The sequence below is a fragment of the Streptomyces sp. SS7 genome (assembly GCF_037993025.1).
Classification (GTDB): Bacteria; Actinomycetota; Actinomycetes; order Streptomycetales; family Streptomycetaceae; genus Streptomyces.
Genome location: NZ_CP141223.1, coordinates 2,658,880 through 2,671,636 on the forward strand (window position 1 = coordinate 2,658,880; position 12,757 = coordinate 2,671,636).

At 68.9% G+C, this 12,757-nt stretch carries 15 protein-coding genes and 1 pseudogene; 2 read left to right on the top strand and 14 right to left on the bottom strand.

Annotation, left to right across the window (positions count from 1 at the left end):
* The first annotated feature begins 24 nt into the window (after positions 1–24).
* Positions 25–390, top strand: a complete 366-nt coding sequence (locus U5640_RS11875; protein ID WP_340375772.1) for a hypothetical protein — start codon at positions 25–27, stop codon at positions 388–390.
* A 133-nt stretch (positions 391–523) separates the two neighbouring features.
* On the top strand, positions 524–907 hold the full coding sequence (locus tag U5640_RS11880) for an HU family DNA-binding protein (RefSeq protein WP_340375773.1): 384 nt from the start codon (positions 524–526) through the stop codon (positions 905–907).
* 93 nt (positions 908–1,000) lie between these two features.
* Here the strand turns inward: U5640_RS11880 and U5640_RS11885 are convergent, their stop codons facing one another.
* From U5640_RS11885 to U5640_RS11950, 14 genes and pseudogenes are all read right to left on the bottom strand, one after another.
* On the bottom strand, positions 1,001–1,243 hold the full coding sequence (locus tag U5640_RS11885; protein ID WP_340375774.1) for a hypothetical protein: 243 nt from the start codon (positions 1,241–1,243) through the stop codon (positions 1,001–1,003).
* Positions 1,244–1,266: 23 nt separating this feature from the next.
* Complete coding sequence (locus tag U5640_RS11890; protein WP_340375775.1) at positions 1,267–1,533, bottom strand: hypothetical protein; 267 nt, start codon at positions 1,531–1,533, stop codon at positions 1,267–1,269.
* A 150-nt stretch (positions 1,534–1,683) separates the two neighbouring features.
* On the bottom strand, positions 1,684–2,229 hold the full coding sequence (locus U5640_RS11895; protein WP_340375776.1) for a hypothetical protein: 546 nt from the start codon (positions 2,227–2,229) through the stop codon (positions 1,684–1,686).
* Positions 2,189–2,596 carry a hypothetical protein gene (locus U5640_RS11900; RefSeq protein WP_340375777.1) on the bottom strand — a complete coding sequence of 136 codons (408 nt, stop codon included), beginning with the start codon at positions 2,594–2,596 and terminating at the stop codon, positions 2,189–2,191. The genes U5640_RS11895 and U5640_RS11900 overlap by 41 nt, the downstream gene beginning before the upstream one ends.
* Positions 2,597–2,889: 293 nt before the next feature.
* The gene (locus U5640_RS11905; RefSeq protein WP_340375778.1) at positions 2,890–4,956 is read right to left on the bottom strand and encodes a hypothetical protein; all 2,067 of its coding nucleotides are present in this window, start codon (positions 4,954–4,956) and stop codon (positions 2,890–2,892) included.
* Between the two features lie 144 nt (positions 4,957–5,100).
* Positions 5,101–6,111 carry a hypothetical protein gene (locus U5640_RS11910; RefSeq protein WP_340375779.1) on the bottom strand — a complete coding sequence of 337 codons (1,011 nt, stop codon included), beginning with the start codon at positions 6,109–6,111 and terminating at the stop codon, positions 5,101–5,103.
* Positions 6,112–6,245: 134 nt separating this feature from the next.
* Positions 6,246–7,001, bottom strand: coding sequence for a hypothetical protein (locus tag U5640_RS11915; protein ID WP_340375780.1), 756 nt, complete (start codon positions 6,999–7,001; stop codon positions 6,246–6,248).
* Positions 6,994–7,704 carry a hypothetical protein gene (locus U5640_RS11920; RefSeq protein ID WP_340375781.1) on the bottom strand — a complete coding sequence of 237 codons (711 nt, stop codon included), beginning with the start codon at positions 7,702–7,704 and terminating at the stop codon, positions 6,994–6,996. The genes U5640_RS11915 and U5640_RS11920 overlap by 8 nt, the downstream gene beginning before the upstream one ends.
* Entirely contained in the window at positions 7,701–8,675 is a 975-nt protein-coding gene (locus U5640_RS11925; RefSeq protein ID WP_340375782.1) for a hypothetical protein, read from the bottom strand. The genes U5640_RS11920 and U5640_RS11925 overlap by 4 nt, the downstream gene beginning before the upstream one ends.
* Positions 8,676–8,794: 119 nt before the next feature.
* Positions 8,795–8,989, bottom strand: coding sequence for a hypothetical protein (locus U5640_RS11930; protein ID WP_340375783.1), 195 nt, complete (start codon positions 8,987–8,989; stop codon positions 8,795–8,797).
* A 119-nt stretch (positions 8,990–9,108) separates the two neighbouring features.
* Positions 9,109–9,324 (bottom strand): annotated as a pseudogene (locus U5640_RS11935) (helix-turn-helix transcriptional regulator); the annotation flags it as partial.
* A 559-nt stretch (positions 9,325–9,883) separates the two neighbouring features.
* On the bottom strand, positions 9,884–10,168 hold the full coding sequence (locus tag U5640_RS11940; RefSeq protein WP_340375784.1) for a hypothetical protein: 285 nt from the start codon (positions 10,166–10,168) through the stop codon (positions 9,884–9,886).
* A gap of 338 nt (positions 10,169–10,506) precedes the next feature.
* Complete coding sequence (locus U5640_RS11945; RefSeq protein WP_340375785.1) at positions 10,507–11,229, bottom strand: hypothetical protein; 723 nt, start codon at positions 11,227–11,229, stop codon at positions 10,507–10,509.
* Between the two features lie 352 nt (positions 11,230–11,581).
* On the bottom strand, positions 11,582–12,670 hold the full coding sequence (locus tag U5640_RS11950) for a LacI family DNA-binding transcriptional regulator (RefSeq protein ID WP_340375786.1): 1,089 nt from the start codon (positions 12,668–12,670) through the stop codon (positions 11,582–11,584).
* Between the last annotated feature and the right edge of the window lie 87 nt (positions 12,671–12,757).

Consider the following 12,757-nt stretch of genomic DNA (forward strand, 5'->3'; position numbering starts at 1 on the left):
ACACGAACAAGGAGCAGGAGGGTCATGAGCCGGGAACAGAATGAGGGACAGCAGGTCAGGTTCGGATCGCGTTTCGCGCGGATGTTCGGCTATGTCACGCCGGAGGACAGGAGCCGATGGGAGCAGATGCGGGCGCAGAACAAGCCGCACGTCAACGCGATCAAGCAGGGCACGAAGTCGGCGCTGGGCTCGATGATGGAGTTCGGGGAGCGCAACATCGGCGCGAAGCTCGATGCGGCCCACCGCGTGGCGGCGCAGCAGCGGTTCGAGGAATCCCACGACAAGGTCGTGAACCAGCGCCGCGATCCGAACACGCGGAACATCATCGAGTCGGTCGACTACGAGCCCAAGGACGACCGGGAGGAGATCGAGCCGGACCTGGAGCTCTAGCCGAATGAGCCACGACAAGCGTAGCGAGTGGCACTCAATAAGCCCGGAGATCCTTCTCGACTCATGACCGTCTTCGATAGACTGGTTTCTAAGCGAAACCGCGGCTTGAAGGACGACAGGACAGGGTGTAGGCATGGAGACGACGACAAATCCGCGTGTCAATAAGCGCGAGTTCATCTCACGGGTCGCGACTCGCAGCGAGTTGCCGGTCCGAGTGGTGAACAAGGTGTACGAGTCGCTGCTCAGTGAACTCACGGGCGCGGTCAACTGCGGGGAGACGGTCGTGCTCACGAGCTTCGGCCGCTTCTACCGACAGGACCACAAGGGCCACAAGGTGCGCTTCGGCAAGAGCAACGTCGACGACTACGTGGTGCTGAAGTTCTCCGCGTCGAGCAGCTTCAACCGCCGGCTCGGGGGCAACGAGGACGAGATCTCACCGGAGACCTACGGGATGATCGAGGATGTGGACGAGTTCGAGAACGTCATTGAGGATCGTGGGCTGCGGGCGGCATCGTAGGCAACGAGGAGCCAGCAGAAAAAGAGAACCCCCGTGATGCAAAGGCATCACGGGGGTTCTCCTCTTTATGGCGGGACGAGCCCGGTTGCAGGCTCAGCCGTCGGCGATGGCAAAGATCAGCACGAGCACGATGATCGGGACAATGAGCACGCCGGCCCCGGCGAAGAGGTGCTCCCACCCCAGCGGCGAGCTGATCCAGCCCGTGAAGTCGTTCCACAGGCCAGCGACGGTGCTCGCAATCGAGGTGATGAAGCCGGTGACCCATCCGACGATGACCGCCAGACTGACGCCGCCGATCAGACCGAGGGCGATGATGGCACGCGCGCTCTTGAACATGGCCCCGAACATGACGCCCCGCCCTACTTCCGGTCCTCGAAGAGCAGGTAGTACAGCCCGATGTGCGGGATGACGAGGGCCGCCAGTGCGATCCATGCCCGACCTGGGTCCTCGACCACCCAGCCGATGAAGTCCTTGACGGGTCCGACGTAGGCCAGTACGGGGGCGAGCACCTCAGTGCGGAAGATGATGTGGAAGATGCCGTAGGCCATGCCGAGGGCGATTGCCAGTCCGATGCCGCGCCGTACGAAGAGGGCGGAACGAGGACCGATCCGCCGGCGGCGTCCCATGGCTGCACTGGACTGGGGTTCGACATCAGGAGCAATCGCCTGAGCCACTGGGTCGCAGTCGTACATCGTCACCATCTCACCCTTATCGAATCACCATTGCTTCCATTCTATGAGAAACCATCAATGGTCAGCAGAATCGCGGATTACAGGTCACTCGAACTGGAAGTCAGGCTCGCTCATGGATGGCATGTCGAAGCTGCTGATCGAGCGCTGCCGGGGTCGTGAGGGACTCGCGATCGGCTCGCGCTGCGCAGCCAGCTCGGCGAGAGTGAAGCCCACGGGGCGACCGAGGCGCTGGCCGGCCATGTAGTAAGCCTGCCCGTTCGCGCGTTCACCCAGGGCGATGACCTCGCGGGTGACGGGCTCGCCCGGGCGCTGGGGCGCGCGCTCCCGCCAGACGATCCGGTGCGAGGGCTTCGCATTCGGATCCGCGCCGACGTACGTGGTCTCACAATCAGAGAGGTCGGGATAACTGGACATGTACTCCAGCGGGTGCGTGCTCGGCGCGCCCTGCTGGATCCGGCCCAGCTGATTGAGAGCCACGCGCAGGAGCCGGTCCTCCGGTCCACGAGGGTGCATCACTGCGGCGTCGTGGAGCGTCTGGAGGTCCTGCTTGAGACCGGTCGTCGGCAGAAGGCGGATGGGAGGCTGACGCTCATTCATCACGCTCCTCCTGCTGGGCAGCACGATGCTCATCCGCCCACCGCTGACCGAGCGGGCCGAGGCTCTCGGCGAGCTCTTCGATGGTCATGCTCGCCTCGCCGGAGGCGTCGGACTCCTGGATGCGGCGGGAGAGCTCGGCCTGGAAAGCAGCCTCAGCGTGGACGTGGGCCGCGTGGTCGTACTTCATGAGGCGCACGAACGCGGCGAAAGGGATGATCGCGGCCTCGGGCTTATTGCCGTCCCCGAAGATCAGCGGCGTGATCTCGCCGCGGCGATAGAGGTTCAGCATCGTGCCGAGGTCCTCGCGCCTGAGCTGGTCGGTCGGGACGACATTGACGGAGAACTTCGGGAGCTCGGCGCCGGGAGTGCCGTTGCCGTGAGCGTTGCTGTTGCGAGTCATAGCTTCAGCCTAATCAGTCGGGAATAACTTGTCATCGACTCACATACGACTTTGTTCGCCGAGTCGATAAGGACATCGAATGGTCGATCGCTCCGCCTCTGAGAGACGGAGCGGTTAGGAGAAAGAAGAGACCCGTGCCCCAGTCCCGCACGGTGCGGAGCCGGGGCACGGGCCCTGATGGATGGACGGTCGCGACTTCAGAAGTTCCCCTCGTCGGTGAGGTCGACGGCGAGTCAGCGCCCTCGTCGGGGCGCAGCAGCGCGAGGGTACCGAGCGCCGCGGACAGAACCTCGTCATCCAGGTCGGCAGTCCCGGCCGGGGGTAGAGGGGCGGGCGGCCTGCTCGTCGCGGACGGCCATGGGCAGCATGGCGGCAGCCTGCGACCGGTAGTCCTCCAGGCCCTGGGCGTACGTCCCGGCCGCGGTGATCCAGCCGTACCGGGCGGAGTGCAGGCGGCCGGCCCGGAACGTGTAGCCGGTCAGCCGACCGCGCTCGGTACGCTCGGCCTGGAATGCCTCGGCGTGCGGGTACGTGCGTTCCACGCGGGCGCGGGCCTGGTCCTCGGTCAGCTCGTCCGGCTGCGGGCGGTCGCACAGGCCGCACAGGCGGGTGTTGGGCACGCCGTCGACCACCTCGTCCACCTCTATGACCACGTACACGCAGCACTCCCGGCACGGCACGTCCACGCGGCGCACGCGCCGGCGGAACTCCAGCCGGTCTTCGAGCGTGAAGCGGAGCGGCCCGGCGCTGATGCCGTCCAGGACCAGCCACACGTGAGCGTTGGTGGTCTTGTCCACCTGGAGGCCCTTGACCTCCATCGCCTGGCCGTCGACCACTACCAGGTCGCCGTCCTTGGCGTGGCAGGCCAGGCCGCGGGGGCGCGGCGGGTTGTGGAAGACGGCCGTGGTGTCGCGCATGGTCAGCTCCTCGCGGCTGCCGCGTGCGGGGCGGCAGCTCCCCGGGCACACCCACATGACGCCCTGCTGGCGGTCGTGCTGGGCGAGCCTGCCGGAGGGCAGCAGGGGCGCGGTGTGGTCGTCGTAGCCGCACAAGCCGGTCGGGCCGTCGTACTCGGCCGGGCCGTGGAACGGCACGGCCAGGCGGCTGCGCACCTCGACGGCGGCGGCCTGGGTCACCCGGCCGTCCGTGCCCGTGTACGCCTCGGCACGCAGGACGGCGCGGCGTCCCTGGACCTTCCATTCCTGGTCGACCTGCTCGGCGACCTCCATCACCTGGGTGACCGGCACGCCCAGTTCGCCGGCGATCTCGGCGACCTCCACAGGCCACGCCTGGGCCACGGCGTCCTTGGCGGCGTCCAGGTCGTGGTGGAACCCGACCTTGCCGTCGCGGCGCTCAGCGTAGGGGGCCCAGGCGGCGTAGCGGCCGCGGCGCATGCGGGCGCCCTCATCATGGACGGTGCCCAGGAAGGTGCCGCCGCGGACGACGGCCCAGCGGGCGGCGCCGTCCGGCTCCAGGCGCACTGCGTCCGGGTCCAGGGCCGCGGCCATGCACTCCAGAACCTCGGTGGGCTCGGCGGTCACCACGGCGATGTGCTCAGCCATGGGGGCGTCGTCCAGGCCGGTGCGGCGGGCGAGGCGGGCGGCCTGGTCAGCCTGCCACCGGTACTCGCTGCCGTCGCCCTGGCTGATGATGTTGCGGACGGACACCCAGTGGTAGTGGGCGCGGGCGCCGTGGCCGGTGCGGAACGTCCAGGCGATACGCTCGCCGTCCGGCAGGTCGACCGGCTGGAACGCGTGGGCGGTGGCGTGGCTGGCCAGGACGAGCGTCCGGGCAGCGACCTCGGTCACCAGCTCCTGACGGCGCGCCTGGTCGTCCTGGTCGGCGCGGTGAAGGACGTGGGGGGCGACCAGGTCGGCGCCGCCGTCGTCCCAGCGCACGGCCTGGTAGGCGTAGGGGGCCGCGCCGTCCGCCACGCCGAACGTGGTGCCGGTGCGCTCGGTGTCCTTGGCGCGCATGACCACCCGGGTGCCGTCCGTGTAGTAGGTCAACTCCGGGTCGAACATGGTCGCGGTCGTGACGGTGTCGGCATCCAGGGGGCGCACGCGCCGCTCGATGTCGGCGACCTTGGCGGCCTGGTCGTCCTCCGCCGGGGCTGCCTGGGTCTGCTCGGCGGTGTCGGCGGCGGGGGCCTCGGTCTCGGCCGGCGGCTCGGTAGCCAGGACCTCCACGGCGCGCTTGCAGGGGCCGCACGCCTTGCGGTCGGCGGCCTCCTCGGTGGTCAGCTCCCGGGACACCAGTCGACCGCAACCGATGGTGTGGGAGTGGAACGTGTCCTTGCGGACGTAGTGCACGGCCTTGCCATTGCCGACCTGGGCTGGGGCGGTGGTGATCGCGGACATGGCGCGGTTCTCCTGGTGGGTAGTGAAAACAAAGGGGTGCAGGGCGCGCATGGTTCGTGTGGCGCGCGGGCCAGAAGCGCTGCGGCGAGGCGCCCTCGGGCGACCTCCTAGGCCACGCGCGCCCAGCCGTTTCGGAGTACGGGGTCAGTCGGTGAGGTCGACGGCGAGGTCCGCGCCTTCGTCGGGGCGCAGCAGCCCGGCGAGAGTGCCGAGCGCGGCGGACAGGACATCGTCGTCCAGGTCGACGGTCGCAGGCCCGCCCTCGTCCTCGTCTTCGTGCTTGTTCTCGTCTTCGTGCAGCTCCACGTCGTGGAGGCGGTAGTCGGCATGGCCCATGCCCAGCTTGGAGTCATAGGCCGCGAAGACGGCATGCGTGTAGCGGGGGCCGTCGGTCGGCGTGAGCAAGCGGACCCGGCGGGCGATCGTGTCGCGCAGGGCGGCTTCCTCGGCCTCGGCGACGGTCTCCCGCAGCTCGGTCAGCATCACCGGGCCCACGGTGTCCAGGAGTGTCCGCAGGGCGGTCTTGCGGGCCCGTGCGCGGGCGTAGTCGGTGGCACCCTGGGCGCAGCACTGCGCGCGCCAGCACACGCAGCGGTGGCAGTCGAGGCAGTTCTGGGCCCGGTCGCAGCCGCACCGGCAGTCGAAGGGGCGGCAGTGGGCACCGTGTTCCGTCTTCGGTGCGGCGGGGATGGCGGCCAGGGAGCGGGATATCTCGGTGAAGTCGCGGTTCTCGTCCACGAGATCGGCGGCCAGAACCTGGCCATCATTGCGGAGCTCCCCCGCAAGGTCATCGCAGGTCTGGCGGCGGACCACGAGGGCGTACGCCTCGATCTGTTCACCGATCAGCAGCGGGGGCAGAGGCCGGTCCGCAGGCGGCGCGGCGGCAGGCGGGGCAGCTTGCGGCCTGCCGGTGACCAGTGCCAGCGACACGCCGATCAACTCGGGGTCCGGGCGCGGGTCCTCCCGCCAGCGCAAGATCGAGCAGCCGGACACCGACCCTTCGTCGATCTCATGCAATGTCGGCTCCTGCGCCCACGCTCGGTCCTGCCAGCCGTCCGGTGGCGGCGTGGCCCCGCCGCCGTCGTTGTCAGGCCAGGTGACGCGCACGGCGCGCTCGGCGATGTCGGCGGTGAACACCTTGGTCCGTTCGGTCATCGGTGCGCTCCGGGTGTCTGGTGGGTGCTGATGCTTGCTGCCCAGCCGGCGAGAGTGGTGAAGTCGTCCTCCGCCAGGGAGGATGAGCGGGGCACGGCATGGGTGCCGCGCCCCACCCGGCGGCGGGTGCGGTCTCACAGCAGCGTGTCCCGCTCGTCTTCCTCCCAGCGCGGCGGGCAGAGTTCGGTCAGGGCGTCAAGGGCCGCAGTCGTCTCGGGGCTGTCGCCGAGGTCGAAGGTGCACAGCTCGCTGCCGTCCTCGGCCACGAGACGGACGCCCGTGCCGTCCCAGAACGGCCCGCGCTTGCCGTCCAGGGCCCAAAACCGCGCCAGAACCGGCACCATGGGGTATACCGGGTGCAGGTAGGCCGGATGACGGCGGATCTTGTCGGCCAGGACTTCTTCCCACGCGGCCTCGGCGGCATCCCGCGTCTGCCGCCACCGCTGAACGAGATCCTCCGCCGTACGGCGGCGCGCCATGTGCCAGAGAGCCGGGTGGACCTCTGTCCCCAGAAGGGCAGGGCCCCGGGCGGCGAGCCACTCCCCGACGGTCATGGCGGGCGGTGCTTCGGCGAGCAGTTCGGCGAGGTAGCTCGTGCTTGACGGCGTGGTCGGAAGGAACTTGCGCACGACGGAGACCGGGAGTGGCACGAGGGTGCTGAACGGGCCCGCTGCGTGCTGCGTTCCGTGCGGGGAGGCGAGGGCGACAGGGTCCTTCGGCAAGGTCCCGGACTCGCCGCACTTGGGGCACGCCCAGGTCCAGCCGACGACGGGAGCGTGGACGAGCTGGCCGTCCTGAATGATCCAGTCGAAGCGGTCGGCCAGGCTGTGCTCGTCGGAGGCGACGAAATCGGCGTCGAACAGCTCATCGGGCACGGTGAGTTCAGGCATCGGTGGGCTCCTCTCGGCTGGTAGCTGGTCCCGGCAGCGCCGGGGCATCGAATGACGAGGCTTCGATGGAGGACTCGGCACCCGTCAGCCGGGCAACCTCCAGGACGTGGGCCTCGATGTCGGCGCGGGCCTGGGCGACGACCTGCTCGCCGGCCGCCACGAGTGAGTCGACGGTGAACTGGGCGTTGCTGCCCGCACCGGCGACGGCGTTCTCCAGTGCGCTGAGTGCCTCCTTGGTGGCCCTCACGCCCTTCTTCTCGTGGATCGCCTCGTGCAGGGCCGCCGTGGCGGCCTTGACACGGGCGTACATCCGGTCGGTGACCTCGCGGACCTCCCGCAGGCTCTCGGCGGTGCGGGGCTGATGAGGAATCTCGGACACGAAGGGTTCGTGCTCGGTACGCCGGATAGTCACCGGCACACCGCTGCCGAGCCCCATGGAGGACACGAGCGAGCCCCACTGGGCGAGGCTCATCTCGATCTCCACGAGCTCCCGGCCTGGATGGACCCAGTCGTGGTTGAGGTCGCGCTTGCGTGTGGCCTCGTGGACGGAGAGCGAGATGGTCTCGTTGTGGAGCAGGTCGGACTGGAACAGCGAACGACCCCCTCCGCTTCTTCGGGTCACGACCGCGACGCCGAAGGCAGGGTGGATCTCGCTGTCACCTTCTGCGTCGAACGCTGGGTCCTGGATCGGACGGCGGCTCATGACTGCACCGCCTCGGTCGCCGGGTGACTGGCCCGCTGTCGTGGGCGGCCGAGCGCGCGGAAGCTGCGCGCCAGGAAGCCGAGGAAGCGGTTGCTGAGGCGTGCGGACTCAGGGGGCTCAGCCTGCTGGGCCTGGTGCTCGCGGTAGAGCCGCACGGCCAGGTCGATGCCGTAGCAAGTGAACAGGAAGTGGATGTCGTAGTCGCGCAGGTCCCACTCCCAGGTGTCCTCGCCGAAGGTCTCGGAGTTCTCGTGCAGCCACTCGCGCGCCTCGTGCTCGTCGCCGGCGTACATCCGGGCCTCGGCGAGGATCTCGGCAGCACGCTCGGCCGGCAACTGCTCGGACACAGGCGCATCGGCGAGTTCGGACCAGTCGAACTCGGAGTCAAGCTTCTCGAACTGCTCGTCCGAGAGGTCGTCGGCTGCCCAGAGCTCGACGTCGCTGAGCTCCTTCCTCCAGTGCGCCCGGAGGCGCTCCTGCATTGCCGCTTCGTCCAGGCCGCGTAGTTCGTGCACCCTGAGCAGGAGCGCGAGCTGCCGTTCACGGAAGTGCTGCGCCTCGTCGCCGAGGTCCTCGTGTTCACCGAGACTGTCCTTGACGTGCCGCAGGAACACATCCTGGTCGTACTTCTTCACCTCGTGCGCGCGGCCGCCGCAGAGCTTCTCGGCCCAGTAACGCACGTCGATGCTCGGCGCGCCGTCGGAGTAGTAGTCGCGGCACCTCCTGGAGACGCTAAGAAAGTCGATCATGTCCAGCTCGCGGGTGAACATGTAGCCGTCAGCGATATCGCCGGAGGTGGCCAGGTGCCCCGGCCAGGTGGTGATGTCCCAGGACCACATGCGCGTGCCGGGCTTCTGGATCCGCAGATGGCGGTAGAGGCCGTCATCGTGGAGCACCACGAGCTGGTGCTCGGCGGTTTCGCGCAGGAAGTCCGCGTAGGCGTGGGCGTAGGGGTTGGTCGGCTTGGTCATGATGAGTGTGCTGCGCTTTCTCTGACGTGCGGTGGGATGTTGTGGGGAGGCGGCGAGCACGACGGCATGACGAAGCCGGGGCCTCCGTTGAACGGAGGCCCCGGCTTGTCGTACGGGGCTCAGCTGACCAGCACGCTCTGCTTCTCCTGGGCCGGGAGCGTGGCTAGGACGGCGTCGGCCACTTCCTTCGCGGGGGTGTTGAGCGGCATCTCGCGCTCGTACCCGTGGCCCCAGAAGAAGTCCTGGAACTCCGCGGTGTCGGTGAGCGTGGTCGCCTCGATGGGATACGAGCTGTCCGGGAGCCAGACGTTCACGGTGGCGCTTTGAAACTGGCGCCGCCGCACCATGCCCGCCAGCGCAGCGGCTGGGTACTCGTCGTCGCGCCGCCGGATTTCGACGAGGTGGACCGGGCGCCCGGTGCGGGAGAGGGGCGTCAACGGTCGTCATCCAGGGGCTCCAGGACGTCGGCCGCCGTGATGTCGCCCCGAATGAGCAGGAGGGCGACCGCATGGGCCCGGTCGTGGGCGCCGATCTTCTTGAAGAGGCGGCGCGCGTGGGTCTTGACCGTGTCCTCAGAGATGAACAGCTCCAGGCCGATGGCCGCATTGGACAGGCCGCGCGCCATCCGGGCACCGACCTGCTTTTCACGCTCGGAGAGGGGGGCTTTCAGGCTGGGGACCGTGAGGCCCTGGTCGCGCAGGCGGCCGAGCCTGCCGCGGTGGAAAGCCGCCTCCAAGTGAGGCTTGACGGTTTCCAGGAAGGTTGCGACGACGCTGCGCTTCGTCAGCCACCCTTCCCGCGTCCGGTCGGCGGCGTCGCCCAGGTCATGGATCAGCTCCTCGTACCGCGTACGGGGACGCGTCTCGGTGGGTTGGGCTGAGGACATGTCAGCGCTCCTTGCGCTTACGGATCTTCGAGAATTGCTGGCCACGCGTGAGCATCGGGTCAGCCAGGGCTTGGGCCGCCTCGGGGCGACAGTTGGGACACGGGCGCGTCGTCTGGTGGGTGACGGGCTGGCCGTCCCGGGTACGGGGTCGGCCGTCGGCGCCCCGCTCGGGCTCCCGCTCGTCGGTGTCGATCCAGCCCGCCACGCACGGAGGCTCGTGCGTGCACCTGCACTCGGCCCACGGGCACGGGGCCCGGCCAGCCGAAGTGGTGCTCTGCGGGCCGCTGGAGGCCGGGGCCGCGGACGTAGTCGGGGACGTCGCTCACCACAGCACCTCGTCCACTCCGCGGCCGTTGACCGAGGTGCCGGGGTCGTCGACCGTGCGCGACTGCCGCTCGAACGTCGGCGGCCCTTCCAGCTCCCACCGCAAGGTGCCGAGCGTCACGGGCTTGCCCGCCTCGGTGAGGGCCTTGAGGGCGCGGGTGATGCGCGGTTCGTCGTAACCCGCCTGAATGGCGCGCGTGGCCATCGAGCGAGCGTCGTGGAAGCTGTGCAGCGGGTACTTGTCGCAGAAGCCTTTGGCGACCTTCATGGCGCGCTGGCTCACGGTCGGCACGCTGCCGCCTGGGCGGCAGAACCCGAAGGGTTCTCTTTGTGGTTACCGTCTTTATCTTTGAGCGCCTGGTTTACCGGGGCCTGATTTCCCGTCCCTGGTGGCCCCGATTCCGGCGGATTCTCCGGCGCCGGATTTTCAGGCGCTGGTGGCTCGCCCTGAAGCAGCTCCGAGTCGTCGCACACCACCTGCTCGTGCCGGAAGGTGCCCTTGTCGGTGGGCTCCCTGGTCCGCCTCCAACGGCGGCCTGGGTGGTCTCGTATCCGGCCTCTTCGAGGTGGTGCTTGAGCTGGTTGACCAAGTGCTGCAGGTTATGGGTCGTGCGAGCACTGTCAGTCCTCGCTCTCCTCTTCGCCGACCTTGCCGATCTCTTCGTCGATGTACGCCGAGAGGAACTTGCTCGACAGCGGGTCGAAGCCGTACCGCTCTGACCAGCGCTTGAGGTACTCGACGGGCTCAGCGTTACCGGGTTCGTCACGCACCTTGCCAATGGCCTCGGCGATCCGCTTGAGGGTGTCCGTGCCGGGCCACTCCGGCGAGGTGCCCAGGCCGAGCGCGATCGCGTCGACCACGTCGGTGTCGGTGAGGGGCGTGTGGTCCCCGCTGCCGTTCGCGCGGGAGAGCGGCAACTCGTAGTCCGGGATGAAGCCCATGGCGAGGAGCACGCTTTCGGGCAGCTTGTAGGCGTCCCAGATCGCGCCGGTCGCGTCCGTGGGGCTGCCGCCGCTGGAGAGCCCTCCGGAGATGTAGATCCTGTAGTCGGCGACCGTGAGGAATGTCGTCTCCCGGGAGTCGAGGGCCTCTTCGAGGTTGTTGATGATGACGAGACCGGCACGCCGGGCGTACTCGATGAGCACTTCGCCGTTCTCGTCGACGATGTCGGACTCGCCGTCCAGATCCGGCAGCAGCTCCTCCAGTTCAGCCTCAGGCTCGTCGAAGGTGAAGAGCGAGGCGTCTGTGATCTCTTCGAGCAGCTGACGGCCTCGGTCGAAGTTCGGCGGCTCGGTGCTTTCAGCAGGGAAAGCGATGGTGGCGGTGAGCATGCTCGCGCCCATGATGATCTACTCCTTCGGTGGCGGGGGAAGCTGCGAGTCGGATCAGTCCTGGATCCAGCCGAGGACGTCATCGACGTCCTGGTCGCAGCTGGCCTCGATCGCCTGGCGCAGTCGCGCCGGGGTTCTCGAGGTAGTGCAGCGCGGCGCTGTCGATGAGGTTGGCCGCGTCACGTTCTCGGGCGCGAGATCGCTCACGTCGTTGGCTGCTCGGCTCACGGCGTCGCTGATGCCCTCCTGGAAGAAGGCCTTCGTGCTGGCTGAGCCGTCGAGGCCGTCGCTGAGGGACCATTCGGCGACCGACCGCGCACCACCGCTCGCGCGGGCCTTGGGCCCGTCGGTGAACGCCCGTGCCCTACCTCTCCTCCGGCGACCGAGGCGGGCTGACTGTCGTGCGCGGCGGACGTCGCTGGGAGGAGGTACGCACGATCAGTTCGGTCGGTATCACCTGCTCGACCGGGTGATCAGAGTCCACCCCCTCGATCGCGTCGATGAGGAGCTGCACCACAGCCGTGCCGATCCGGCGCGGCTTCAGTGACAGTGTCGTGATGGGCGGTTCGGTGTTGGCGTACACCGTGGACTCGCTGCAGCAGACCAGCAGCAGGTCTTCCGGGACGCGCAGGCCGTAGCGGCGGGCCGCGGCGAGCAGGTCGGTGCCGTTCGGGTCGAACAGACCGTAGACGGCGTCCGGCCGGTCGGGTCGGGCGAGCAGCCGGTCGGCGGCGACGGCGCCCGCGCACGGGTCGTGCGCGGGGTAGGCCTCGTACACCGGGTCCTGGCCGACGCGTTCGCACCAGCGCAGATACGCCGTGGTCGACAGATGGGTGTACGTGTCGGTCGAGGTCCCCGTCAGCAGTCCGATGCGGCGGGCGCCGGCGTCGGCCAGGTGGTCGAGGATGCCGAGCACGGCGGCCTCGTGGTCGTTGTCGACCCATGCGGTGACCGGGAGCGAGCCAGCCGGGCGGCCGTCGGAGACGACGGGCAGCCCCTGCCGGACCAGCTCGCTGACGACCGGGTCCTGGTCGGAGGGGTCGATGACAACCGTGCCGTCCAGGGCCACGTTCGACCACACGTCGTGCCGTGAGGTCGCCGGCAGGATCACCAGCGCGTAGCCGCGGGCGAGGGCGGCAGAGGTGGCGGCGCGCGCCATCTCGGCGAAGTACGCGAACTCGGTGAAGGTGAAAGGTTCACCCCCGTACGTCGTTACGGTCAGGCCGATGAGTCCCGACTTGCCGGTGCGGAGCGTGCGGGCGGCAGCCGAGGGGCGGTATCCCAGCCGGTCGGCGACCTCGCGGACATGGCGGCGGGTGGCGTCCGGGAGCCGGCCCTTGCCGTTGAGGGCGTCGGAGACGGTCGTGATGGAGACCCCGGCCGCCGCAGCCACGTCCCTGATGCCCGCCCGGCCCGGCCGGCTGCCTCGACGTGAGGTTTCCGCGCGGCTCACCTGGTGCTTCCCTGCGTGCGGGTCGTCCGCAGAGCGCTATCGTCGGTGATCGGGGATGTGTAGCGACTGGAAGTGCCGTGCTTCGCG